The organism is Nocardioidaceae bacterium SCSIO 66511, assembly GCA_023100825.1.
Classification (GTDB): domain Bacteria; phylum Actinomycetota; class Actinomycetes; order Propionibacteriales; family Nocardioidaceae; genus Solicola.
In genome coordinates this window covers 632,555-653,018 of the sequence record CP095846.1, presented here as the reverse complement: position 1 = coordinate 653,018, position 20,464 = coordinate 632,555, and the positions used below count along the sequence as shown (strand labels likewise).

Below are 20,464 nucleotides of genomic sequence, written 5' to 3'. Positions count from 1 at the left end.
AGAACCAACGGAGGAGACCCCATGCCCGTCGAACACCCCGTGCTCGCTGTGACCCTCGGCGACCCGGTCGGCATCGGCCCCGAGATCACCGCTCGCACGCTCGCCGAGTACGCCGGCGAGCCCGGGCACCACGGTGTCGCCGTTGGCGATGCCGAGGCATTGCGTCGCGGCGTACGCGCCGCAGGTCTCGAGGTAGAGGTACGCGAGGTCGGCGGCTTCGATACCGATCCGGCCGGTAGCGGCGTGATCGACGTGTACGACACGGGTGTGCTGGGCGCAGACGTACCCGACTGGGGCACCGTCGATGCGCGTGCCGGCAGGGCAGCGGTCACCGCCATCGAGGTCGCCACCCGAGCCGCGATGGCGGGACAGGTCTCGGGGGTCGTGACCGGGCCGATCCACAAGGAGGCGATCTGGTCGAGCGGCAGCGAGCATCTCGGGCACACCGAGATGCTCGGCGAGCTGACCGGCGTGACCGAGCAAGACACGATGTTCGTCGTACGCAGCCGGATCAGCGAGACGCCCCATCACCTGCGCATCTTCTTCGCCACCCGCCACGTCTCACTCCGCAAGGCACTCGACCAGTTGACTCGCGAGAACCAGCTCGGCTCGATCCGTCGCGCACTCACCGCGCTCGAGGTGTTCGGCGCCGACTCACCCCGGCTCGCGGTCGCCGCCGTCAACCCGCACGGCGGGGAGAACGGCGCCTTCGGCACCGAGGAGATCGACGGCATCGGTCCGGCGTGCGAAGACGCCCGCGCCGAGGGACTCACGGTTTCGGGCCCGATCCCGTCGGATTCGGTCTTCCACCAGGGGCTGGCCGGCCGCTACGACGGTGTGCTTTCGCAGTATCACGACCAAGGACACATCGCCGCCAAGACGTACGACTTCGACGGCACGATCTCGGTCACCGTCGGGCTTCCCATCCTGCGTACGTCGGTCGACCACGGCACGGCATTCGACATCGCCGGCACGGGACGCGCCGATCACGCCACGATGCGTTCGGCGTACCTCGCCGGCGTCGAGTACAGCCCGTACGTCCCGCGGATCAGGTCCACGTACGGTAAGTGACATGGCCTCAACGCCCCGGGCGGGCACGCGCTCTCGGCACGCGACGTTACTGACCCTGCTCGGCGCAGGCACGACCCACGTCGACGAGCTCGCCGACCGGCTCGGGGTCTCGGTCTCGACCGTTCGCCGCGATCTCGAACGGCTCAAGGCCGATGGCCAAGTGGCTCGTACGTACGGCGGGGCGATGGTCACGGCGCCTTTCCATGAGCGACCCATCTCGGAGAGCCAACGTCACGCCGGGCCGGCCAAGTCGGCGATCGCTCGACGTGCGCTCGAGCTCGTACCCGAGTCGGGCACGGTGTTCATCGATGCGGGTACGACCTGCGGGGCGCTCGCTCGGCTGCTCGCGGCGTCGTCGACGCACTCCGACCTCACGGTCGTCACCCGCGGACTCGAGACCGCGGTCGCCCTGGCCGACGCGCCCGATATCGAGCTGATTCTGCTCGGCGGCCGCGTACGTAAGCTGAGCCACGGACTCGTCGGCCCGCTGACGGACCTCGCAATAGAGCGGCTCGGGTTCGATGCAGCGTTTCTCGGCGCCGACGCCGTCGACCCGGCGCGTGGGGTCGGCGAGCCGACCTTGGAGGAGACGATGGTCAAGGAATCCGTGGCACGCGTGGCCAGGCTGGTCGCCGTACTCGCGGACTCATCGAAGCTCGAAGCGGGCGAGACTCCGGCCTGGACACACCTGCCGAATCCGTGGCGGCTCATCACCGACACCGGCGCACCGGCGGATCTCGACCGTCGTTGCGCCGAAGCCGAGGTGACCCTCGAGCGCGCAGATCACTGACCACCCACGGCTGGGTCAGAGGATCGGGCTCGGCGTGTACGCGGCGGCGTCCGGGTGGCGGCGTACGACCGACTCGATCTCGGCGATGACCGCGTCGACCTGGTCGCCGGCCGCGCCGGTGAACGAGAGCGGCTCGGCGACGAGCGCGGACAGATCGGATTCGGCCAGGCTGAGACGCGAATCGGCCGCGAGGCGCGCGAACAGGTCGTTCTCGGCGGCACCCGACTCGCGCATGCCGAGGGCGACCGCGACCGCATGCTCCTTGATCGCCTCGTGCGCCTGCTCGCGACCGACGCCGGAGCGTACCGCCGCCATCAGCACCTTCGTTGTCGCGAGGAACGGCAGGTAGCGGTCGAGCTCGCGCTGGACGACCGCCGGGAACGCACCGAACTCCGCGAGCACGGTCAGGAACGTCTCGAACAACCCGTCTGCGGCGAAGAACGCATCGGGCAGTGCGACTCGGCGTACGACCGAGTCCGAGACGTCGCCTTCGTTCCACTGATCGCCGGCAAGCTCGCCGATCATCGACAAATTGCCGCGTACCACGACCGCCAGCCCGTTGACCCGCTCGCACGAGCGGGTGTTCATCTTGTGCGGCATCGCCGACGACCCGACCTGGCCGGGTTTGAACCCCTCGGTCACCAGCTCGTTGCCGGCCATCAGTCGAACCGTCGTGGCGAGGTTCGACGGCGCTGCAACGAGCTGCGCAACGGCGGACACCGCGTCGTAGTCGAGCGAGCGCGGGTAAACCTGGCCGACGCTGCGGAGTACGTGGGAGAAACCGAGATGATCGGCGATCCGGCGCTCCAGCTCGTCGAGGCGATCCCGGTCGCCTCCGAGCAGGTCGAGCATGTCCTGAGCCGTGCCGACCGGACCCTTGATACCGCGCAGCGGATAGCGCGCGATGAGCTCCTCGACCCGGGTCACGGCCACGAGCAGCTCGTCGGCGATCGTCGCGAACCGCTTGCCGAGCGTGGTGGTCTGGGCGGCGACGTTATGGCTCCGCCCGGCCATCGCGAGGCTCTTGTGCTCTGCCGCGAGCCGTCCGAGGTACGCGAGCGCCGCAACCGCCCGGTCGCGGACCAGCTCCAGTGAAGCCCGAATCTGCAGCTGCTCGACGTTCTCGGTGAGGTCGCGCGAGGTCATGCCCTTGTGGATGTGCTCATGACCTGCCAGTGCGTTGAACTCCTCGATGCGCGCCTTCACATCGTGGCGGGTGACCCGCTCGCGTGCCGCGATCGAGTCGAGGTCGACGGACTCGACGACCTTCTCGTACGCCTCGACGACGCCATCCGGCACGTCGACTCCGAGGTCACGCTGTGCCGTGAGGACCGCGAGCCATAGCCGTCGTTCGAGTACGACTTTGTGCTCCGGGGACCACAGGCGGACGAGCTCCGAGGACGCATAACGGGTAGCGAGAACATTCGAGATCACGCTGACAGTCTCTCAACTTGGTGAGTACTCTGGGCACTCGGCCGACCGGCACAGGGCCTCGGCCGCTTACGTGCTGTTCTGCCGAACGCACATCAACTTGGGGGAAAGATCCATGAGTCATACCCGCTTGCGCAACGGAATCGTCTGCGGCGTCGCATCGATGGCGTTGCTCGGCGCCGTTCCCGCGACCGCTTCGAATGCCGCGCCGCAGTCCGACACCGCCGCCAAGCCACCGACAACGACGTTCAACCCGACGAAGCTCGCCAAAGGCAAGACCACCGCAACGTACGTCGACGGCAAGACCCTGCACGACGGTAAGAAGACCGTGAAGGTGAAGGTGCCGCACGACATCTGGAACGTGTACAAGCTGCGACGCGGTTACCTGGTCGGCGTCGACGACCCCAAGACGGGCTGGGGCATCATCTATTACCGGGTTGGGCCGAAGGGCGGCAACGCAACCAAGCTTCGCCGATTCGCACAGGGCATCTGGAACCTGCACGTCAACACCGACGGCCAACGGGTCGCCGTCAACGCGCAGACCAAGGACGTCGGCTCGAAGCTGGTCGTGTTCAACGCAACCGACAACAAGGTCATCCGGCGCAAGGACCTCGGGCGTAAGGAGCTCCTCGGATACTCGAACGGCCGGACCCTGTTGTCGAACTACCAGGTGAAGAAGAACCGCAGCGTCTTGTCTTGGTACCACCCGGGCAAGAGCATGACCGCCAAGATCGGCACCGTACCCGAATGGGCACGGTTCGCCGACGTGGAGCACAACGTGCTCGGCCTCGGCGCCGGTCCCGGGGGTTCCTGTTACGACGTACGCCGGTTCAAGGCGCCCCGCAAGAGGCTGTGGAGATTCTGCTCGAAGAAGGGCATCCCCGACGGCATCGTATTCTCGCCCGACGGCAAGCGCATGCTCACGACGGTCTCGTTCCACGATCAGCCGAAGGTCGCCACCCTGACGGTGCGCCGGGTCAAGGACGGGTCGGTCGTACGTAGGTTCCGGGCGCCTGAGTTCAGCTCGGCCGGTTGGGAGAACGCCAAGACGATCGTCGTCGAGGCCGCCGCACAGAAGAAGGCCGCACGTGTCCGCTGCACGATCGGCGGCAAGTGCACGCGCGTCTCCAGGCTGGTGAAGGGCGTGAACAACTTCCGCGCGCTCGACAACCTCGACACGACGTTCATCGGCCTGAAGCTTCTCGGCTGACAGGCCGCGCACCCGCGGAATGACAGCGTGCGGTCGGGCTAATCTGCCGGGCTGAGTACGAAGACCGGAATCACCCGGTCGGTCTTCGTCTGATAGTTGGCAAAGTCGGGCCAGGCCTCGACCGCACGCTGCCACCACGTCGCTCGCTGCTCGCCGGTTACCTCGTTGGCGACCATCTCGGTCTTCGTCGGACCGTCCTGCAGCTCCACGTGCGGGTCGGCGACGACATTGTGGTACCACTGCGGGTGGCTCGGGGCGCCGTTTTGCGACGCGACCACGGCGTACTCACCGTCGTGCTCGACGCGCATCAGCGGGGTCTTGCGGATCTTGCCCGACTTCGCCCCGCGCGTCGTCAGCACGATGACCGGCTTACCTCGCATCGTGGCGCCCTCGGTGCCGCCGGAACTCTCGTACAACGCGACCTGATCGCGGACGTGCGTCGACGGACTGGGTTCGTAATCTCCCTGTAGTCCCATATCAGGTCTCAACAACCTGCAGCCATTGCTATTCCGGGGTCAGCTCGCGGCAGCGGCGGCGATGTCGGTGCGGTGGTGTGCTCCGTCGATGCGGATCAGCTCAACTGCGCGGTACGCACGGGCACGCGCTACGGCGAGATCGCTTCCGACGGCGGTCACCGACAGCACCCTGCCACCGGCGGTGACGAGCCGTCCGTCGGCAACGGCGGTGCCGGCATGGATCACGTCGACGCCGTCGATCGCGTCGGCGTCGTCGACACCTTCGATGACGTCGCCCTTGCGCGGCGAGGCAGGATAACCGTCGGCGGCGACCACAACGGTCACGGCCGAGCCCGTGCGCCAGCGCACCAGGCCGACCTCGTCGAGGGTTCCAGTCGCCGCCGCGTACAACAGTGTCCCGAGCGACGAGTCGAGCAATGCGAGCAGTGACTGCGTCTCCGGGTCGCCGAAGCGCGCGTTGAACTCCACGACCCGAACGCCGCGGTCGGTCAGCGCCAAACCGGCGTACAAGAGCCCGGCGAACGGCGTACCGCGTCGCGCCAGCTCGTCGACCGTCGGTTGGAGCACCCGGCGGGTGACCGACTCGACGAGATCGTCAGGTGCCCACGGCAGTGGCGTGTACGCGCCCATGCCGCCCGTGTTGGGCCCGTCGTCGTTGTCGTACGCGCGTTTGAAGTCCTGTGCGGGCTGCAACGGCAACACCGTCTTGCCATCGGTGATCGCGAAGAGCGATACCTCCGGACCGTCGAGGTACTCCTCGATGACGACTCGTCGACACTCCTTGGCATGTGCCGTGGCGAGCGCGCGATCCGCGGTCACGACGACACCCTTGCCAGCGGCGAGCCCGTCATCCTTGACGACGTACGGTGCGCCGAAGGCGTCGATAGCAGCGGAGGCCTCGTCGTCGGTCTCGCATACCCGCGCCATCGCGGTCGGAACCTCCGCCGAGGCCATGACGTCCTTCGCAAAGGCCTTCGAGCCCTCGAGCCGGGCGGCCGCACGGGTCGGACCGAAGCAGGCGACTCCCGCGTCGCGTACGGCGTCGGCGACGCCTGCAACGAGCGGTGCCTCCGGGCCGATGACGACGAGATCGACTCCGAGGTCGGTTGCCAGCGAAGCGACGGCCGCCCCGTCCATCGGGTCGACGGCGTGGACTACTGCGATCGCCGCGATACCAGGGTTGCCGGGCGCTGCGTGCACCTCGTCGACGTTCGGGTCGCGCGATAACGCCAGGGCCAGGGCATGCTCTCGCCCGCCCGAGCCGATCACCAGAATCTTCACGGCGCGAGCCTAATGCCCCGTCCGATCAGAACGGACGTCGCGCACCCTGGATTCGTAACATCACCAGTGTTACATTCGCCGTGACATAAGCCGCCTGTCACTGTGAGGTCGACGATGACCGCAACTGCGAACGACTCCGATCGCGAGACCTCGGGCGCGAGCCTGCTGCGATCGGCCGCCACCATGACGTACGACCCGGTCGTCGACATCGACTGGGACGCCCCGCTCGATCCCGATCTGCTGTACGTGCCTGAGCACCGCAGCACGTTGTCCGGAACGCCGATGTGGGAGTCCATGTCGCATCAGCAACGGATGGATCTTACTCGCCACGAGCTCGCGAGCATCGCCTGCATGGGCATCTGGTTCGAGACGATCCTGATGCAGATGCTGGTCCGCCGCGCGTACGACCGAGACCCGCGTACGACGAACGTGCAGTTCACCTACACCGAGATCGGCGACGAGTGCCGGCACTCCGTGATGTTCGCGCGGCTCGTCGACAAGCTCGACGCCCCGCACTACAAGCCGGTCTCGGCATTGCACGGCGGGGGTCGCGCGTTGAAGACGATCTCCAACGGACCGATGTGCTTCGCGGGCGCGTTGTTCGTCGAGGAGATCCTCGACCAGCTGCAGCGAGAGGCGATGGTCGACGAGTCGGTTCAGCCACTCGTACGCGCCGTGTCCCGCGTACACGTCGTCGAGGAAGCGCGGCACATGCGCTTCGCTCGCGAGGAGGCCGCCGCCGAGTTCGGTCGCCAGGGCGTCGTCGCCAAGGAGTGGTCGAAGCTGATCGTCGGCGTTACCGCGTTCCTCGCCTCTACTCAGTTGGTGCATCCGCACGTCTACACCAACGCCGGCCTCGACGCCCACGAAGCGCGCCGCCAAGCGGCGTCGAACCCGCAGTGGCAAGCGACCCGGCGCTGGGCTGCCCGGCGGGTACGCGCGTCACTGGAGGAGATCGACATGATCACCGGCCCCGGCCGATGGCTGTGGAGGCGCGCCGGACTCCTCGAGGACGGGTCCGCACGTTGAGCGCAGAGCAGAATCCCGGCGACCACGACGAGGCACCCCAGACGTACGACGGCGACCTCGAGCTGTCTCCCAACCGTTCGGTCGAGACCGTTCGGGTACGCGTCCATCTGTCCGGGTTCTTCCAGCCCATCGACGGATCGTTCCACTGGCACGGTCGGACCGACCCGGATCCGGAGGTGAGCGCGTTGGCCGAACACGTTGCTCGCAACGAGATTGCGGCCCGCGTACCGGGTGGTGAGTGGTCGCCGGCTCGCCTCGGCGAGCAGAACCCGTGGGGCGGCTTCCGGATCGCCGGTCGCGGCCGGCCGCCGTTCGAGGTGGACTCGGTCGAGGTCGCACACTGACCGCAGGCTGCCGGTTCCCGCTGTCGCCGGGGCGTAGTCTCAGCCGGGCTGGGTGCTGCGGCGTACGTGCAGTTTGCTCGGCACGATGCGCGGCTCGGTGACCTCTCCCCCTTCGAGGCGCAGGTGCAGCATCTCCACCGCAGCGTGCGCCTGAGCGGCGGGTTCGAGATCGATCGCGGTCACCGGCGGATCATGCTGCCGGAGCACGTGGTTGTCGATGCCGCTGGCCACCAACACGTCGTGCGGCACCCGCAAACCACGCTCGCGGCACGCGTGCAGCAGGCCGTCTGCGTATCGCTCGGCCGAAGCGATCATCGCATCGGGGCGCGGGTCGGACTCGAGCAGCGACACCGACGCCCGATACGACTCCGACTCGAGGTGGTTCAGTGACACCGGAGCCACGATCGGCCGCTGGCCGTGCCCGAGGCACCACTGCTCGTACGTCTCGCGGCTGTCGAGGGTCCACGACCACGACGACTCAGCCCATAACAACGCGATCCGCCGAGCGCCGACCCCGTGCAGATGAGCCAACAGTTCGTTCATGTTGCCGACGTTGTCGCCCGCGACGAAGTGCGGCCGCTCGGGCCGACCGGAGTCGCGTTCGATCGACACGACCGGTACGCCAAGCGTCTCGAGCAGGTCGATGCGTTCGTCATTGGTCGCCGGATCGCACAGGATGACGCCGTCCGGTGCGAGCACCTGCCATTCGTCGGCGGTGGTCAGCCGCGGCGGAAGGATCAACGAGTAGCCGCGGGTGAACGCATCCTGTGCGCACGCCGCAGCGATCGACATGTAGTAGTCGAGGCTGATCATCTCGCGTTCTTCGGCGCGGCTCCCCGCGCTCGGTACGATCAACGCGATCGTGCCGGTACGGCTCATCCGGAGCGCCTGCGCGGCGCGGCTCGGACGGTAGCCGAGCGATGTCGCAACTGAACGGATGCGCTCACGTGTCTCCGGACGAAGCTGGCCTTTGCCGCTCAGTGCATGCGAAACCGTCGACACCGAAACGCCTGCCCGACTCGCGACATCACGAATCGTGACCCTTGTCGTTCCTGCCATCTCGTCTCCCCGTCACGTAGTCATCACCTGCACTACATACGCTGCAACTACGCGACGGGTTGTCCGGCGGTTCGAAGCGTCGGCAGAGTGCCTCGTCGCCCTCGGCGTCAGATCAGGTCGTGCCGAACGACGGTCTGCTCGCGGTCGGGTCCGACACCGACGGCGGAGATCCGCGCGCCGGACATCTTCTCCAACGCCTCGATGTAGTGCTGGGCGTTCGCCGGGAGGTCGTCCATCGTGCGGGCCGCGCTGAGATCTTCATGCCAGCCGTCGAAGAACTCATAGATCGGCTTCGCGTGATGGAAGCCGGTCTGCGTCATCGGCATCTCGTCGACGCGCTCGCCGTCGACGTCGTACGCGACGCAGACGGGGATGCGGTCCCAGCCGGTGAGTACGTCGAGCTTGGTGAGTACGAAGTCGGTCACGCCGTTGATCCGGGCTGCATAGCGCGCGATCGGCGCGTCGTACCAGCCACAGCGCCGCGGCCGGCCGGTCGTGGTGCCGAACTCACCGCCGTTCTTGCGCAACCGCTCACCATCGTCGTCGTGCAGCTCGGTCGGGAACGGCCCCTCACCGACCCGGGTCGCGTACGCCTTCACGATCCCGATGACCCGGTCGATCTGGGTCGGCGCGATCCCCGACCCCGTGCACGCGCCACCCGACGTCGCCGACGACGAGGTGACGAACGGGTACGTGCCGTGGTCGACGTCGAGGAGCGTCGCCTGGCCGGCCTCGAGCAGCACGGTCTCGCTCCGTGAGAGTGCCTCGCCGAGCAACAGCGAGGTGTCGGCGACCATCGGGCGGAGTCGGTCGGCGTACTCGAGGAGCTCGTCGACGGTCTCGTCGACCGAAACGGCGCGCCGGTTGTAGATCTTGGCGAGCATCTGGTTCTTCAGCTCGAGTGCGCCCTCGACCTTCTGGCGGAGGATTCCGGAGTCGAAGATGTCCTGCACCCGGATGCCGAGCCGGCTCATCTTGTCGGCGTACGTCGGGCCGATACCGCGGCCGGTCGTACCGATCTTGCGCGAACCGAGGAAACGCTCGGTGACCTTGTCGAGCGTGCGGTTGTAGTCGGGAATGACGTGCGCGTTGGCGCTCACCAGCAGCGAAGAGGTGTCGACTCCCCGCGCCTCGAGTGCATCGATCTCGTCGAACAGCACACCGAGATCGACCACGACTCCGTTGCCGATGACGGGCGTACACCCGGGCGTGAGGATGCCGCTCGGCAGCAGATGCAGGGCGTACGTCTCCTCACCGATGACGACGGTGTGACCGGCGTTGTTGCCGCCGTTGAACTTCACGACATAGTCGACCCGGCTGCCGAGCAGATCGGTGGCCTTGCCCTTGCCTTCGTCGCCCCACTGGGCACCGACGATCACGATTGCGGGCATAACGCGCCCCCTCGGACACAGACGAAGCCCTGTGCGGGCGGCACCGGGCTCTTACCGGGGCAGTCTAACGGTCACGGCTCCGCGCCCCTGCGGTGCGCGGACTACACTGCGTTCGTGCGCCGCGTTCTCATCGTCGCGGTCGCGTTGCTCGGGCTCGCCACCGCCTGCTCGAACGACTCCGACGATGCCGGCAACTCGGCGCCGTCACCGACTCAGGAGACGGTGGAGGTCACCGAGGATCCGGGCGCGTCCGGCATCTCGGTCGGCCTGTACCAGTTGCGCCAGAGCTACGGCGGACGCGAGTTCGAGGTGCAGGTCGCCAACAACACCGGCCGGCTGATGCGCGTAGAGCGCGCGACGTACGTGTCGTCCCGGTTCGAAAAGCCCGCCGTGTGGGATGAAGGCACTCGCATTCCCGGCGGGTTCACCATTGATCTGCCTGTCGAGCTGGCGCCGGCCAGGTGCGCGGACGTACCCACGGTCGACAAGGTGATCCTCGCGTTCCGACAAGGCAGCCACCGCCTGCGTCACCGTACGTACAAGCCGACCATGATGTACGACGCGCTGCCGCGCTTCGTCAAAGCCGAGTGCGCCGGACATCAGGTGCAGCAGATCGCCGACATCGAGGTCGCGGACGACATCACCATCCACGGACAGGGGCGTGACAGCGTCGCCGAGCTCCCGTTGATCATCGAACCGCGCGGTGCATCCGGGTCATTCACTCTCGACCAGATCCTCGCGACGACCTTGATCAGCCCGAGCACCGGCGGCGACTCGTGGGATCTCGATATCTCCGTCGACGGGTCGGACGACCCGTTGCGGACGGTGCTGAAGATCGGCCCGACGCGCTGCGACTCGCATGCGCTGTCGGACAACAGTCAAGGCACCGAGTTCACCGCGGTGTTCACCCTCGACGGCGGCCAAACGACGCAGTTCGCACTGGGTACGAGCCCGCAGCTCGAGGGGCGGCTCACATCGTACGTCGCCGCGCATTGCGGGTACGGCCCGCCAATCAAACGCTGAGGACGCTCAGGAGTTAGCTGGCCGCGAGGGCGTCGTACGCCTCGGTGCTGGAGTCGCGCAGGAACCCGCCGCATCGAGCGGCCTCCTCGCCGTCGCCGATCTCGGCCGCCGCGACCGCCAGTGCATAGAGCGCACGAAGGAAGCCACGATTCGGCGTATGCGACCACGGAATCGGCCCGTGACCCTTCCAGCCGTTACGACGCAACGCGTCGAGCCCGCGGTGGTAGCCGGTGCGGGCGTACGCGTATGCCTCGATATCGCGGCCGTCGGACAGCGCCGACTCCGCGAGCACGGCCCACGCCAGGCTCGACTCGGGGTGCTGACGCGCCACATCTCGCGAGTCGACTCCCCCATCGATCTGGGCAGCGGCCGGGTCTTCGGGAAGCAGGGTCTCGGGTGGCTCGCCCAGGAGGTTCGTCATGGCTGCACCCTACTGGCTCATTCGTGCGCATCGGCCATGCCCTCGGGTACGCGTACCTGAGAGCATGGGACGGTCCGAAAGGCCGGTGATCAGCGAGAGACGCGCGGTGGATCTGCGTTGTTCGAGCCGGGAAGGTTCTGTGTGACGGACCCGCCGCCCTTCAGGACTCGTCCGTCCTCGCCCACGCGCCCCGTGTAGACGCGGGTGCCCTTCGAAGGTCCGTCTTCGGTGCTCAGGCGCCAGTCAGAGCTCGTCAACAGCTGCTCGGGTATGCAGTCAGCGGCGATATCGAGGTGCGTGACTCCACCCGTCGCCGCCGGAGCCGACGACGCCGTGCAGCGTTCGCCCGTACCGACAGGTGTCCAGTTGCCCGCGCTGCCCCGTTGCATCGTGGTCTCGAACCGGCCGCGCCCCGAGGCCGACACCTCGATCGTCAGGCGGCGAGCCGACTGCAGGAACGACTGCCCGACGGTGACCCGGGCCTGTCGGCCGCTCGTCGTACCGCCGACCGTGATGCGGAACTGCGGCTCTGGGGGGACCGTACGGTCCTTCCCCTTTCCGGCGGATTCGGCCGGCGATGGCGCGGCGGTCTTTGTCGGGTCGTCGCCGAGTTCGGCGGTCACCGACACCCCCGCGACTACGATCGCGGCGGCGGCCGCGCAGGTCGCGAGCAGCACCGTACGCTGGCGGCCACGCCCCTTCGTCGCGGCCGCCCGCTCCGACAAGGCGTCGAACGACGGAGGTCGCACGCCCGACTCCAGCGAGCGGCGTAGCCCCGTCCAGTCGTCACGCATGAGCGTCCTCCTCGTCGTCCAGCAGTTTCGCCAGCGCCGCTCGTCCGCGGCTCAGCCGAGCCTTGACCGTCCCGGCGGGGACGTCGAGCGCCGCCGCGATCTCGCCGACGGACAGATCGCCGATGTGGTACATCACGATCGCCTCGCGTTGCGAGAACGGAATCTTCTGTAGCGCGTCGACGATCGCCAGATAGTGCGGAGAGAGGCCTGGGGACGGCTCGCCGTCCTCGAGTAGCAGATGTTCAACCGCTCGGTGTCGCTTGCGCCGCCGCCACCGGCTTCGGATCTGGTTCACCGCGACCGTACGCAGCCAGCCGACCGGATTCTCGAGTGCCGCGAACGCGTCCGGCTTACGCAACGCACGTACGAAGGCATCCTGCACCGCGTCTTCGGCCTCGCTCCGATCGCCGCACATCGCATGCAATTGACCGACCAGCGTGACGTAGTGGGTGTCGAACAGCGCCCGAGGATCATGCGTCGAACGGGCATCGGCACGCACGATTCCCATCCAGCTCCCGTCTACAACTGTCGCCATACCCACACGATGTCCGCGCGCCCGTCTCGGTTGCATCCGAATCGGTCTCGAAATCCGATGCAACCGGGCGCACCCGTCAGACATCGAGGTTACGCACACACCATCCGACCAACGATTGGACACTGATGCGGACCTACGTTCGGGCCGGCGCGGTCATCGCCGGCGTTGCACTGCTCTCCACGCCACTTGCGGCCGAGGCCGAAACCGGTCACCTCAACCTCGGCCGAGACACCTCGCACCCGGCGTACGGCGACATCACCGCGCTGCATGTGAACAACGCGAAGAAGCGCCTCGTCGCCGTGACCCGGATGCCCAAAGTCAACCGAACACGACTGATCCGGACGGTCGTCGTGATGAAGACACGGAACAGCTCGCATACCTGGCGCGCGATCGTTCGCTACAACCGGGCGGGTAAGGCCACCGAGAAGTGGATGGTCATGGCGGGCAAGCCGGGTGACCCGGCGGTCGGCATACCCTGCCCGCGGATTCGGGTCACCACGTCCAAGCACAACGTCCGAACTGTCGTGCCCCGGACGTGCCTCTCGCGCCAGGCGCTCAAGAAGCCGGTCAAGGTGCGCGCGGCCGTCACGGTGCGTGCGCAACTGCGGGATTCGGCAGAGACCGCGGTAAGGGACACCACGCCGTTCACGAAGTTCCTCAAACGCGGCTGACCGGCCACTGCACTTATCTCTCGGGGTCGTTCGCGGGGGTGGGGATCCACCTCCGCGAACGACATTTCACGGCCCTGTCGAAGGGCTCAACCGATGCGCGTACCGGCGGAGCGAAGATTCTGGCAGGCCTCGACCACACGCTCGGCCATCGCGCCTTCCGCAGCCTTGCCGTACGCGCGCGGGTCGTACGCCTTCTTGTTGCCGACCTCGCCGTCGACCTTGAGTACACCGTCGTAGTTGGCGAACATGTGTCCGGCCACTGCCCTGGTGAACGCGTACTGCGTATCTGTGTCGACGTTCATCTTGACCACGCCGTAGTCGACGGCCGCGGAGATCTCGTCGGGATGCGAACCCGAGCCGCCGTGGAACACCAGGTCGAACGGCCGCTCCTTGCCGACCTTCGCGCCGACCGCGTCCTGTGCCTTCTTGAGGATCTCCGGCCGCAGCTTGACGTTGCCCGGTTTGTAGACGCCGTGCACGTTGCCGAACGTCAACGCCGTCAGGTACCTGCCCTTTTCACCCGTGCCGAGGGCGTCCGCGGTGGCGATCGCGTCCTCCGCGGTGGTGTACAGCTTGTCGTCGATCGCGCCGACGATGCCGTCCTCCTCGCCGCCCACGACGCCGATCTCGACCTCGAGGATGATCTTGGCCGCGGCGGCCTTCTCGAGTAGCTCCTGGCCGATCTGCAGGTTCTCGTCGAGCGGCACCGCCGAGCCGTCCCACATATGCGACTGGAAGTACGGGAGCCCGCCGCCGGCGACGCGCTCCCTGCTCAGCTCGAGCAGCGGGCGTACGAAACCGTCGAGCTTGTCCTTCGGGCAGTGGTCGGTGTGCAGCGCGATGTTCACGCCATAGCCCTTGGCGACTTCCTCCGCGTACGCGGCGAACGCGACCGACCCGGTCACCATGTTCTTGACCGTCGACCCGGACAGATAGTCGGCACCGCCGGTGGATACCTGCACGATGCCGTCGCTCTCGGCCTCGGCGAAGCCGCGCATGGCCGCGTGCAGCGTCTGCGACGAGGTGACGTTGATGGCCGGGTACGCGAACGACTCGCGCTTGGCCTTGTCGAGCATCTCGGCGTAGACCTCAGGGGTGGCGATGGGCATCGGGAAGCTCCTCGAAGAAACGGGGGTGTACTGGGGGCTTGGCCGTCATCCTAACTGTGACACCAGCGCGCGGGCAGCGACCTGCACCGGATCCCAGACACTCGAGAACGGAGGCGCGTAGGCGAGGTCGGCGAACATCAGGTCGTCAACGCTCGAACCCGACCAGAGGGCCATCGCGACCGAGTCGATGCGCATCGCCGCACCCGAACCGCCGACGATCTGTGCACCGAGTACGCGCCGGCTCGCGCGATCGGCGATCAGCTTGACCGTCATCGGCTCCGCACCTGGGTAGTAGCCCGATCGCGTCGTCGTATCGATCGAAACCGCGACGGCGTCGAACCCCGCCTCGGCCGCATCGCGTTCACCTAGGCCGGTACGGGAGATCTCGCTCGAGCACGCCTTTGTGATCGAGGTCGAGAGCACACCGGGAAACTCGACATCGTCGCCGGTCAGGTTGCGACCGATCACGAGGCCCTGCTTGTTGGCGTGCGTACCCAGCGCGATGTGCACGCCGCGGTCGGTGAGTCGGTCGTACGTCTGTGAACAGTCGCCGGCCGCCCAGACATGGCGTGCGACATCGGCGCGCTGGCGCGAGTCGACCACGATGCCGTCGCCTGCTCCCACGGTCAGCCCGGCGTCGGATGCCAGCCGCGACCGAGCACGCACGCCGACCCCGAGAACCACGACGTCGGCCTCGACCGGTCCGCTGTCGGTCTCGACGGCGCGTACTCTCCCGTCGGCAACGGCGAATCCACGGGCAGGGCTCGACACGCGTACGTCGATGCCGTCGCGCTGCATCGCCTCGTGCACCCTGGCGCCCATGTCGGGGTCGAGGGACGACATCGGAGTGGCAGACCGCGTGATGAGCGTCGTCGGGATGTCGCGATGTACGAACGACTCTGCGACTTCGAGGCCGACATAGCCGCCGCCGACCACCACCGCGTTCCGGGGAGCAGCTCCCGCGATGTCGTCGAGGACGCGCTGACCGTCGTCGATCGTGTGCACGACATGGATCCCGGCCGCGTCGACGCCCGGCAGATCGGGAACCGCTGGTTCGGCGCCGGTCGCCAGCACGAGCTCGTCGTACTCGTGGCTGCCCACCGCACCATCTGCGTCGCGGGTCGCGATCTTGCCGGCTTCCGGGTCCAGCTCGGTCACCTCGACGCCCAAGCGCACGTCGATCCCGCGCCGACGGTGCTCCTCGGGCGTACGCGCCACCAGATCGTGCGGCGACGGCACCTGGCCACCGACCCAGTACGGAATGCCGCATGCGGAGTACGACGTCCAACCTCCTCGCTCGAAGGCGACGACCTCGAGTTCGTCACCGGCTCGGCGCTTTGCGGTGGCTGCTGCGGCCATACCCGCTGCGTCACCGCCGACCACTATGACGCGTCTCGTACCCATGCCGCCCGACCCTAATGCCCTAGCCGCGCGGGGAAGTGGACGTGTGCTGGCGGATCCAGGTGTGCATGGCGATCGCGGCGGCGGCGCCGACGTTGATCGAGCGGGTCGACCCGAACTGCGTGATCTCCAACGTCGTCCGACAGGCGGCGCGCATTTCGTCGGACAGGCCTGGGCCCTCCTGGCCGAACACCAGCACGCACTCACGTGCGAGCGCGGCCGTCTCGATCGGAACCGACCCGTCGACGTTGTCGATGCCGACGACCGCCAGCGACTCGGCCGATGCCCAGGCGGCGAAGTCCTCGACCGACTCGTGGTGGCGTACATGCTGGTAGCGGTCGGTCACCATCGCGCCTCGGCGGTTCCAGCGCCGCCGCCCTACGACGTGAACTTCGGCCGCCAGGAACGCGTTGGCCGTACGGACGATCGAGCCGATGTTGAAGTCGTGCTGCCAGTTCTCGATCGCCACGTGGAACGGATGCCGGCGCTCGTCGAGATCGGCCACGATCGCGTCCATCCGCCAATAGCGGTAGTGATCGACGACGTTTCGCCGGTCGCCGTCGCGCAGCAGCTCGGGGTCGTACCTCGGGTCGTCCGGCCACTCACCCGGCCACGGTCCGACGCCCGGCAGGTCGGTCACGAGAGTCCCAGGTCATCCTTGTCGAACGCGTACAGGTACTCATAGCCCGCCTCGCCGATCCGCTCTCGCGAACCGGTGTCCCGGTCGACGATGACGGCGACCCCGACGACCGTCGCACCCGCCTCCTCGAGCGCCTCGACCGCGGTCATCACCGAGCCGCCTGTTGTCGAGGTGTCTTCGACGGCGAGTACGCGCCGGCCGCTGACGTCGGGCCCTTCGATCCGGCGTTGCATACCGTGCTGCTTCTCGGCCTTTCGTACGACGAACGCATCGAGGCGCCGACCCTGCTCTGCCGCCTGATGCAGCATCGAGGTGGCGACCGGGTCTGCGCCGAGGGTCAGCCCGCCGACGGCGTCGAAGTCGAGGTCTGCTGTCAGCTCCAGCATCGTACGACCGATCAGCGGTGCGGCCTCGGCGTCGAGCGTGACGCGACGCAGATCGACGTAGTAGTCGGCCTCTTTGCCTGACGACAACGTCACCCGACCGTGTACGACGGCCTTCTTGCGAATCTGCTCGATCAGGGCGTCCCGGTCTGTCATGGCAGCACCATATCCGCCGGCGGCCGTCACGCCGCGGCGTGCTCGATCTGGTCTTCGGCCGCCTGGCTGGCTCTCGTCGGAATCGCCGATGCGATCACCGCGGCCACGAGAGCGACCCCGGCCCCGATCAACAGGCCTGCCTTGAAGCCGTTCTCGCTCGGCACCACGTACCCGCCGAGGTTGATGGTCATCTCGGCGAGCACCACACCGACGACCGCACCGGCGACGGAGGTGCCGACCGACCGCATCAAGGTGTTGAAGCTGTTCGCCGACGCCGTCTCCGACAAAGGAACCGAGCCCATGATGAGTGCGGGCATCGCTCCGTACGCGAGTCCGACACCGCCGCTGCAAATGCACACCGACAGGGTCAGACCCCAGGTCGATCCCATCAGCACGACGGCCGAGAGATAGCCGACGGCCACAATGGCCGCCCCGATCGCGAGGGTGACCTTCGGTCCGTACGCATGCGAGACCTTCGCGCCGAGTGGCGAGACGAGCATCATCATCAAACCACCCGGGAGCATCCACAAGCCCATCTCGACCATGCTCTGCCCGAGCCCGTAGCCGGTCTCCTCCGGCAGCTGCAGCAACTGCGGAATGATCAGCGACTGGGCGTACATCGCGAACCCGACGACGAGGGAGGCGGCGTTGGTCAGGAGCACGACTGGGCGAGCCGTGACCCGGAGGTCGACGAGCGGGTCAGGCGTACGCAGCTCGTACCAGCCCCACGCGAGCAGTGCCGCGGCCGCGGCCACGAACAGCCCGACCGTCGTCGCGCTTCCCCAGCCCCAGTCGGCGCCTTTGGACACGGCGAGCAGCAGGCAGATCAGGCCGGTGCCCAGACCGACCGCGCCGATCGGGTCGAACTTCCCGCGTGCGCTGACCGGAGTCGCGGGTACCAAGAACGCGATCAGCAGGCCGACGAGCACGGCGAGAGCGGTGGCGCCCCAGAACAGGATCCGCCAGCTCGCGTTCTCCGCGACCGCGGCCGAGACGGGCAGGCCGAGCGCGCCGCCGATACCCATGGACGCGCTCATCAAGGCGATCGACGTACCCAACCGTTCGGCGGGAATGAGGTCGCGCATGGCGCTGATGCCGAGCGGGATGAGTCCCATCCCCGCGCCCTGGAGGCAACGGCCGACGACCATCGGCGTCACCGACGACGCCAGTGCACACACTCCCGAGCCGACGATCAGAACGGCTGCGCAGGCAAGCATGACCCGCCGTTTCCCGTACAGGTCGCCGAGTCGGCCGCTGACCGGAGTCGCGACCGCCGCCGCCAACAGGGTCGCCGTGACGACCCAGGAGGCATTTGATGCGGAGGTGTCGAGGATGATCGGCAGCTCGCCGATCAGCGGTACGACCAGGGTCTGCATGATCGCCGCGGTGATGCCGGCGAAAGCGAGGACGACGACGATGGCGTTGGGGTGAGCGGCGGTCTGTTGCCGGTCCGCTTGGGCGAGTGATGACGACACGAATGTGCATCATACACATCGAGTGCATGATGCATACTCGGCGGTGGTCGTCGGCACGCGTACGCTGCGGGCCAGAGTCGGCAGAGGAGCTGAGCAGGGTTGAGCGACCCGTTCGAGGAGATCCAATTCGAGGCGATGCTGTTGGGTCGGTATCTGACGCCCAACCGGAACCAAGCCGGTGACAGCACCCTCGACCGCAGCGCGTACACCCTGTTGAGCCGCCTGGAGCTCGAAGGTCCGATGTCGATCGGCCAGCTCAGCGACGCATTCGGACTCGACTCCTCGACGCTCAATCGGCAGACCGCGGCGATGCTGCGCTCGGGTCTCGTCGAGCGGATCCCCGACCCCGACGGCGGAATGGCCCGCAAGTTCGCCGTCACCGATACCGGGCTGCGCGAGCTGTCCACCGACCGGGCGTCGAAGCTCGCCGGCCTGCGCAAGGTGCTGGAGGACTGGCCGGACGACGACGTCGTCGAGCTGGCGAAGTACTTACGCCGGTTCAACACCGAGATCGAGCTCCGCGACGGACGCCCGTGGCCGCGCGAACGCGAGTGAGCCCACGACGAGCCTGAGCCAGGCCGTTACCGTCTACCCATGAAGGAACGCAGCCAGCGCACTCAGGGCATGAGCACGACGATCTTCGCGCGCATGTCGCAGCTCGCCGTCGAGACCGACTCGGTGAACCTCGGCCAGGGGTTTCCCGACACCGATGGCCCTGCGTACGTCATCGAAGCCGCCGTCGACGCGATGCACAGCGGTCGCAACCAGTACGCGCCCGGCCCCGGCACACCCGAGCTGCGGCACGCGATCGCACGGCACCAGAAGCGTTGCTACGACATCGACCTCGACCCCGACACCGAGGTCGCAGTGAGCGCCGGCGCGACTGAGGCGATCGCTGCAGCGGTCCTCGGGCTCATCGACCCCGGCGATGAAGTGCTCGTGCTCGAGCCGTACTACGACTCTTACGTCGCGGTCATGCGCATGGTCGATGCCGTACGAAAGCCGATCACATTGCGCCCGCCCGACTTCCGACTCGACATCGACCGGCTCCGGGCGGCGGTGACGCCCAAGACCACCGCGATGCTCATCAACTCGCCGCACAACCCGACCGGCATGGTCCTCAACGAGCAGGAACGTGCAGCGATCGCGGAGGTCGCCGTCGAACACGATCTGGTCGTGATCACCGACGAGGTGTACGAACACCTCACGTACGACGGCCGAACCCACGTACCGCTGGCAACGCTGCCCGGCATGGCCGAGCGGACGCTCACGATCTCCAGCGGCGGTAAGACGTTCTCGCTGACCGGCTGGAAGATCGGGTGGGCGAGCGGCCCGGCTTCCCTGGTGCAGGCGATGTTGTCGGCGAAGCAGTTCATGACGTACACCTCGGGCGCACCACTGCAACCGGCCATCGCACTCGCCCTCGACAGTGCAGACGACTACCTCTCGGACCTCACCCGCCGAATGCAGGCCCAACGCGACCGACTGTGCGAAGGTCTGGCCGGCGCGGGCTTTCGTACGTACGTGCCCGAGGGCGGCTACTTCGTCACCACCGACATCGCGCCACTCGGATTCGACGACGGCATCGAGTTCTGCCTCGCCCTGCCGGAGCGCGCCGGCGTCGTCGCCGTGCCCTACCAGGTCTTCTACGACGACGCGGGCGACGCAAGAACCCTCGTACGCTGGGCGTTCAGCAAGCGACTCGAGGTGATCGACGAAGGTGTCGCAAGATTGCGCAAGGCTTTCGGTTAGACCGTGCCCCAAAGTGGGTAAC

22 protein-coding genes are annotated in these 20,464 nt (G+C 67.4%); 9 read left to right on the top strand and 13 right to left on the bottom strand.

Annotated elements, in window-relative coordinates:
• Positions 1-21: 21 nt before the first annotated feature.
• A complete protein-coding gene (pdxA, locus tag MU582_03055; GenBank protein ID UPK75635.1) occupies positions 22-1,071 on the top strand; it encodes a 4-hydroxythreonine-4-phosphate dehydrogenase PdxA in 1,050 nt (349 codons plus the stop codon).
• A gap of 1 nt (position 1,072) precedes the next feature.
• Positions 1,073-1,861: a DeoR/GlpR family DNA-binding transcription regulator gene (locus tag MU582_03050; protein UPK75634.1), complete on the top strand. Its 789-nt coding sequence runs from the start codon at positions 1,073-1,075 to the stop codon at positions 1,859-1,861.
• A gap of 15 nt (positions 1,862-1,876) precedes the next feature.
• On the opposite strand, the gene purB is transcribed toward MU582_03050, so the two are convergent.
• Entirely contained in the window at positions 1,877-3,295 is a 1,419-nt protein-coding gene (gene purB, locus MU582_03045; GenBank protein UPK75633.1) for an adenylosuccinate lyase, read from the bottom strand.
• 112 nt (positions 3,296-3,407) lie between these two features.
• Between purB and MU582_03040 the strand changes: the two genes are divergently transcribed.
• Positions 3,408-4,502, top strand: a complete 1,095-nt coding sequence (locus MU582_03040; protein UPK75632.1) for a hypothetical protein — start codon at positions 3,408-3,410, stop codon at positions 4,500-4,502.
• 38 nt (positions 4,503-4,540) lie between these two features.
• Here the strand turns inward: MU582_03040 and MU582_03035 are convergent, their stop codons facing one another.
• Together MU582_03035 and purD are read right to left on the bottom strand one after the other, a co-directional pair.
• Positions 4,541-4,978, bottom strand: coding sequence for a nitroreductase family deazaflavin-dependent oxidoreductase (locus MU582_03035; GenBank protein UPK75631.1), 438 nt, complete (start codon positions 4,976-4,978; stop codon positions 4,541-4,543).
• Positions 4,979-5,017: 39 nt separating this feature from the next.
• Positions 5,018-6,259, bottom strand: coding sequence for a phosphoribosylamine--glycine ligase (gene purD / locus MU582_03030; protein UPK75630.1), 1,242 nt, complete (start codon positions 6,257-6,259; stop codon positions 5,018-5,020).
• 114 nt (positions 6,260-6,373) lie between these two features.
• Here purD and MU582_03025 point away from each other — a divergent pair, with 114 nt between their 5' ends.
• Positions 6,374-7,288, top strand: a complete 915-nt coding sequence (locus tag MU582_03025) for a diiron oxygenase (protein UPK75629.1) — start codon at positions 6,374-6,376, stop codon at positions 7,286-7,288.
• Positions 7,285-7,632 (top strand): DUF4873 domain-containing protein, encoded by a 348-nt coding sequence (locus MU582_03020; protein UPK75628.1) that lies wholly within the window; start codon positions 7,285-7,287, stop codon positions 7,630-7,632. The genes MU582_03025 and MU582_03020 overlap by 4 nt, the downstream gene beginning before the upstream one ends.
• Before the next feature lie 39 nt (positions 7,633-7,671).
• Here the strand turns inward: MU582_03020 and MU582_03015 are convergent, their stop codons facing one another.
• A complete protein-coding gene (locus tag MU582_03015; protein UPK75627.1) occupies positions 7,672-8,691 on the bottom strand; it encodes a LacI family transcriptional regulator in 1,020 nt (339 codons plus the stop codon).
• Between the two features lie 107 nt (positions 8,692-8,798).
• On the bottom strand, positions 8,799-10,082 hold the full coding sequence (locus MU582_03010; protein ID UPK75626.1) for an adenylosuccinate synthase: 1,284 nt from the start codon (positions 10,080-10,082) through the stop codon (positions 8,799-8,801).
• Positions 10,083-10,196: 114 nt separating this feature from the next.
• Here MU582_03010 and MU582_03005 point away from each other — a divergent pair, with 114 nt between their 5' ends.
• A complete protein-coding gene (locus MU582_03005) occupies positions 10,197-11,105 on the top strand; it encodes a hypothetical protein (protein ID UPK75625.1) in 909 nt (302 codons plus the stop codon).
• Positions 11,106-11,118: 13 nt separating this feature from the next.
• On the opposite strand, the gene MU582_03000 is transcribed toward MU582_03005, so the two are convergent.
• The 3 genes from MU582_03000 to MU582_02990 form a co-directional block, all read right to left on the bottom strand.
• Positions 11,119-11,526, bottom strand: coding sequence for a DUF3151 domain-containing protein (locus MU582_03000; GenBank protein UPK75624.1), 408 nt, complete (start codon positions 11,524-11,526; stop codon positions 11,119-11,121).
• A gap of 89 nt (positions 11,527-11,615) precedes the next feature.
• A complete protein-coding gene (locus MU582_02995) occupies positions 11,616-12,320 on the bottom strand; it encodes a hypothetical protein (GenBank protein ID UPK75623.1) in 705 nt (234 codons plus the stop codon).
• Entirely contained in the window at positions 12,313-12,855 is a 543-nt protein-coding gene (locus MU582_02990) for an RNA polymerase sigma factor (GenBank protein UPK75622.1), read from the bottom strand. Before MU582_02990 ends, MU582_02995 begins: the two co-directional genes overlap by 8 nt.
• Before the next feature lie 125 nt (positions 12,856-12,980).
• Between MU582_02990 and MU582_02985 the strand changes: the two genes are divergently transcribed.
• Entirely contained in the window at positions 12,981-13,526 is a 546-nt protein-coding gene (locus tag MU582_02985) for a hypothetical protein (protein ID UPK75621.1), read from the top strand.
• 86 nt (positions 13,527-13,612) lie between these two features.
• Here the strand turns inward: MU582_02985 and fbaA are convergent, their stop codons facing one another.
• Genes fbaA through MU582_02960 form a run of 5 tightly spaced genes read right to left on the bottom strand, consistent with a single transcriptional unit; the run spans position 13,613 to position 18,690 of the window.
• Entirely contained in the window at positions 13,613-14,635 is a 1,023-nt protein-coding gene (gene fbaA / locus MU582_02980) for a class II fructose-bisphosphate aldolase (GenBank protein UPK75620.1), read from the bottom strand.
• Between the two features lie 45 nt (positions 14,636-14,680).
• Positions 14,681-16,039 carry an FAD-dependent oxidoreductase gene (locus tag MU582_02975; GenBank protein UPK75619.1) on the bottom strand — a complete coding sequence of 453 codons (1,359 nt, stop codon included), beginning with the start codon at positions 16,037-16,039 and terminating at the stop codon, positions 14,681-14,683.
• Positions 16,040-16,058: 19 nt separating this feature from the next.
• Positions 16,059-16,676, bottom strand: a complete 618-nt coding sequence (locus MU582_02970; protein UPK75618.1) for an RNA methyltransferase — start codon at positions 16,674-16,676, stop codon at positions 16,059-16,061.
• Complete coding sequence (gene pyrE, locus MU582_02965) at positions 16,673-17,215, bottom strand: orotate phosphoribosyltransferase (GenBank protein ID UPK75617.1); 543 nt, start codon at positions 17,213-17,215, stop codon at positions 16,673-16,675. Before pyrE ends, MU582_02970 begins: the two co-directional genes overlap by 4 nt.
• Before the next feature lie 26 nt (positions 17,216-17,241).
• On the bottom strand, positions 17,242-18,690 hold the full coding sequence (locus tag MU582_02960) for an MFS transporter (GenBank protein UPK75616.1): 1,449 nt from the start codon (positions 18,688-18,690) through the stop codon (positions 17,242-17,244).
• Positions 18,691-18,789: 99 nt separating this feature from the next.
• Here MU582_02960 and MU582_02955 point away from each other — a divergent pair, with 99 nt between their 5' ends.
• Positions 18,790-19,245 carry a MarR family winged helix-turn-helix transcriptional regulator gene (locus MU582_02955; GenBank protein ID UPK75615.1) on the top strand — a complete coding sequence of 152 codons (456 nt, stop codon included), beginning with the start codon at positions 18,790-18,792 and terminating at the stop codon, positions 19,243-19,245.
• A 39-nt stretch (positions 19,246-19,284) separates the two neighbouring features.
• Positions 19,285-20,442 (top strand): pyridoxal phosphate-dependent aminotransferase, encoded by a 1,158-nt coding sequence (locus MU582_02950; GenBank protein UPK75614.1) that lies wholly within the window; start codon positions 19,285-19,287, stop codon positions 20,440-20,442.
• Positions 20,443-20,464 lie beyond the last annotated feature (22 nt).

Bases quoted from the DNA above. Each gene is read 5' to 3' on its own strand.
- MU582_02985 (UPK75621.1), top strand. From the start codon at position 12,981: ATGCGGACCTACGTTCGGGCCGGCGCGGTCATCGCCGGCGTTGCACTG.
- MU582_02975 (UPK75619.1), bottom strand. From the start codon at position 16,039: ATGGGTACGAGACGCGTCATAGTGGTCGGCGGTGACGCAGCGGGTATG.
- pyrE (UPK75617.1), bottom strand. From the start codon at position 17,215: ATGACAGACCGGGACGCCCTGATCGAGCAGATTCGCAAGAAGGCCGTC.
- MU582_02990 (UPK75622.1), bottom strand. From the start codon at position 12,855: ATGGCGACAGTTGTAGACGGGAGCTGGATGGGAATCGTGCGTGCCGAT.
- pdxA (UPK75635.1), top strand. From the start codon at position 22: ATGCCCGTCGAACACCCCGTGCTCGCTGTGACCCTCGGCGACCCGGTC.
- MU582_03050 (UPK75634.1), top strand. From the start codon at position 1,073: ATGGCCTCAACGCCCCGGGCGGGCACGCGCTCTCGGCACGCGACGTTA.
- MU582_03010 (UPK75626.1), bottom strand. From the start codon at position 10,082: ATGCCCGCAATCGTGATCGTCGGTGCCCAGTGGGGCGACGAAGGCAAG.
- MU582_03015 (UPK75627.1), bottom strand. From the start codon at position 8,691: ATGGCAGGAACGACAAGGGTCACGATTCGTGATGTCGCGAGTCGGGCA.
- MU582_03035 (UPK75631.1), bottom strand. From the start codon at position 4,978: ATGGGACTACAGGGAGATTACGAACCCAGTCCGTCGACGCACGTCCGC.
- MU582_02995 (UPK75623.1), bottom strand. From the start codon at position 12,320: ATGCGTGACGACTGGACGGGGCTACGCCGCTCGCTGGAGTCGGGCGTG.
- MU582_03040 (UPK75632.1), top strand. From the start codon at position 3,408: ATGAGTCATACCCGCTTGCGCAACGGAATCGTCTGCGGCGTCGCATCG.
- MU582_03000 (UPK75624.1), bottom strand. From the start codon at position 11,526: ATGACGAACCTCCTGGGCGAGCCACCCGAGACCCTGCTTCCCGAAGAC.
- MU582_02950 (UPK75614.1), top strand. From the start codon at position 19,285: ATGAAGGAACGCAGCCAGCGCACTCAGGGCATGAGCACGACGATCTTC.
- MU582_03025 (UPK75629.1), top strand. From the start codon at position 6,374: ATGACCGCAACTGCGAACGACTCCGATCGCGAGACCTCGGGCGCGAGC.
- fbaA (UPK75620.1), bottom strand. From the start codon at position 14,635: ATGCCCATCGCCACCCCTGAGGTCTACGCCGAGATGCTCGACAAGGCC.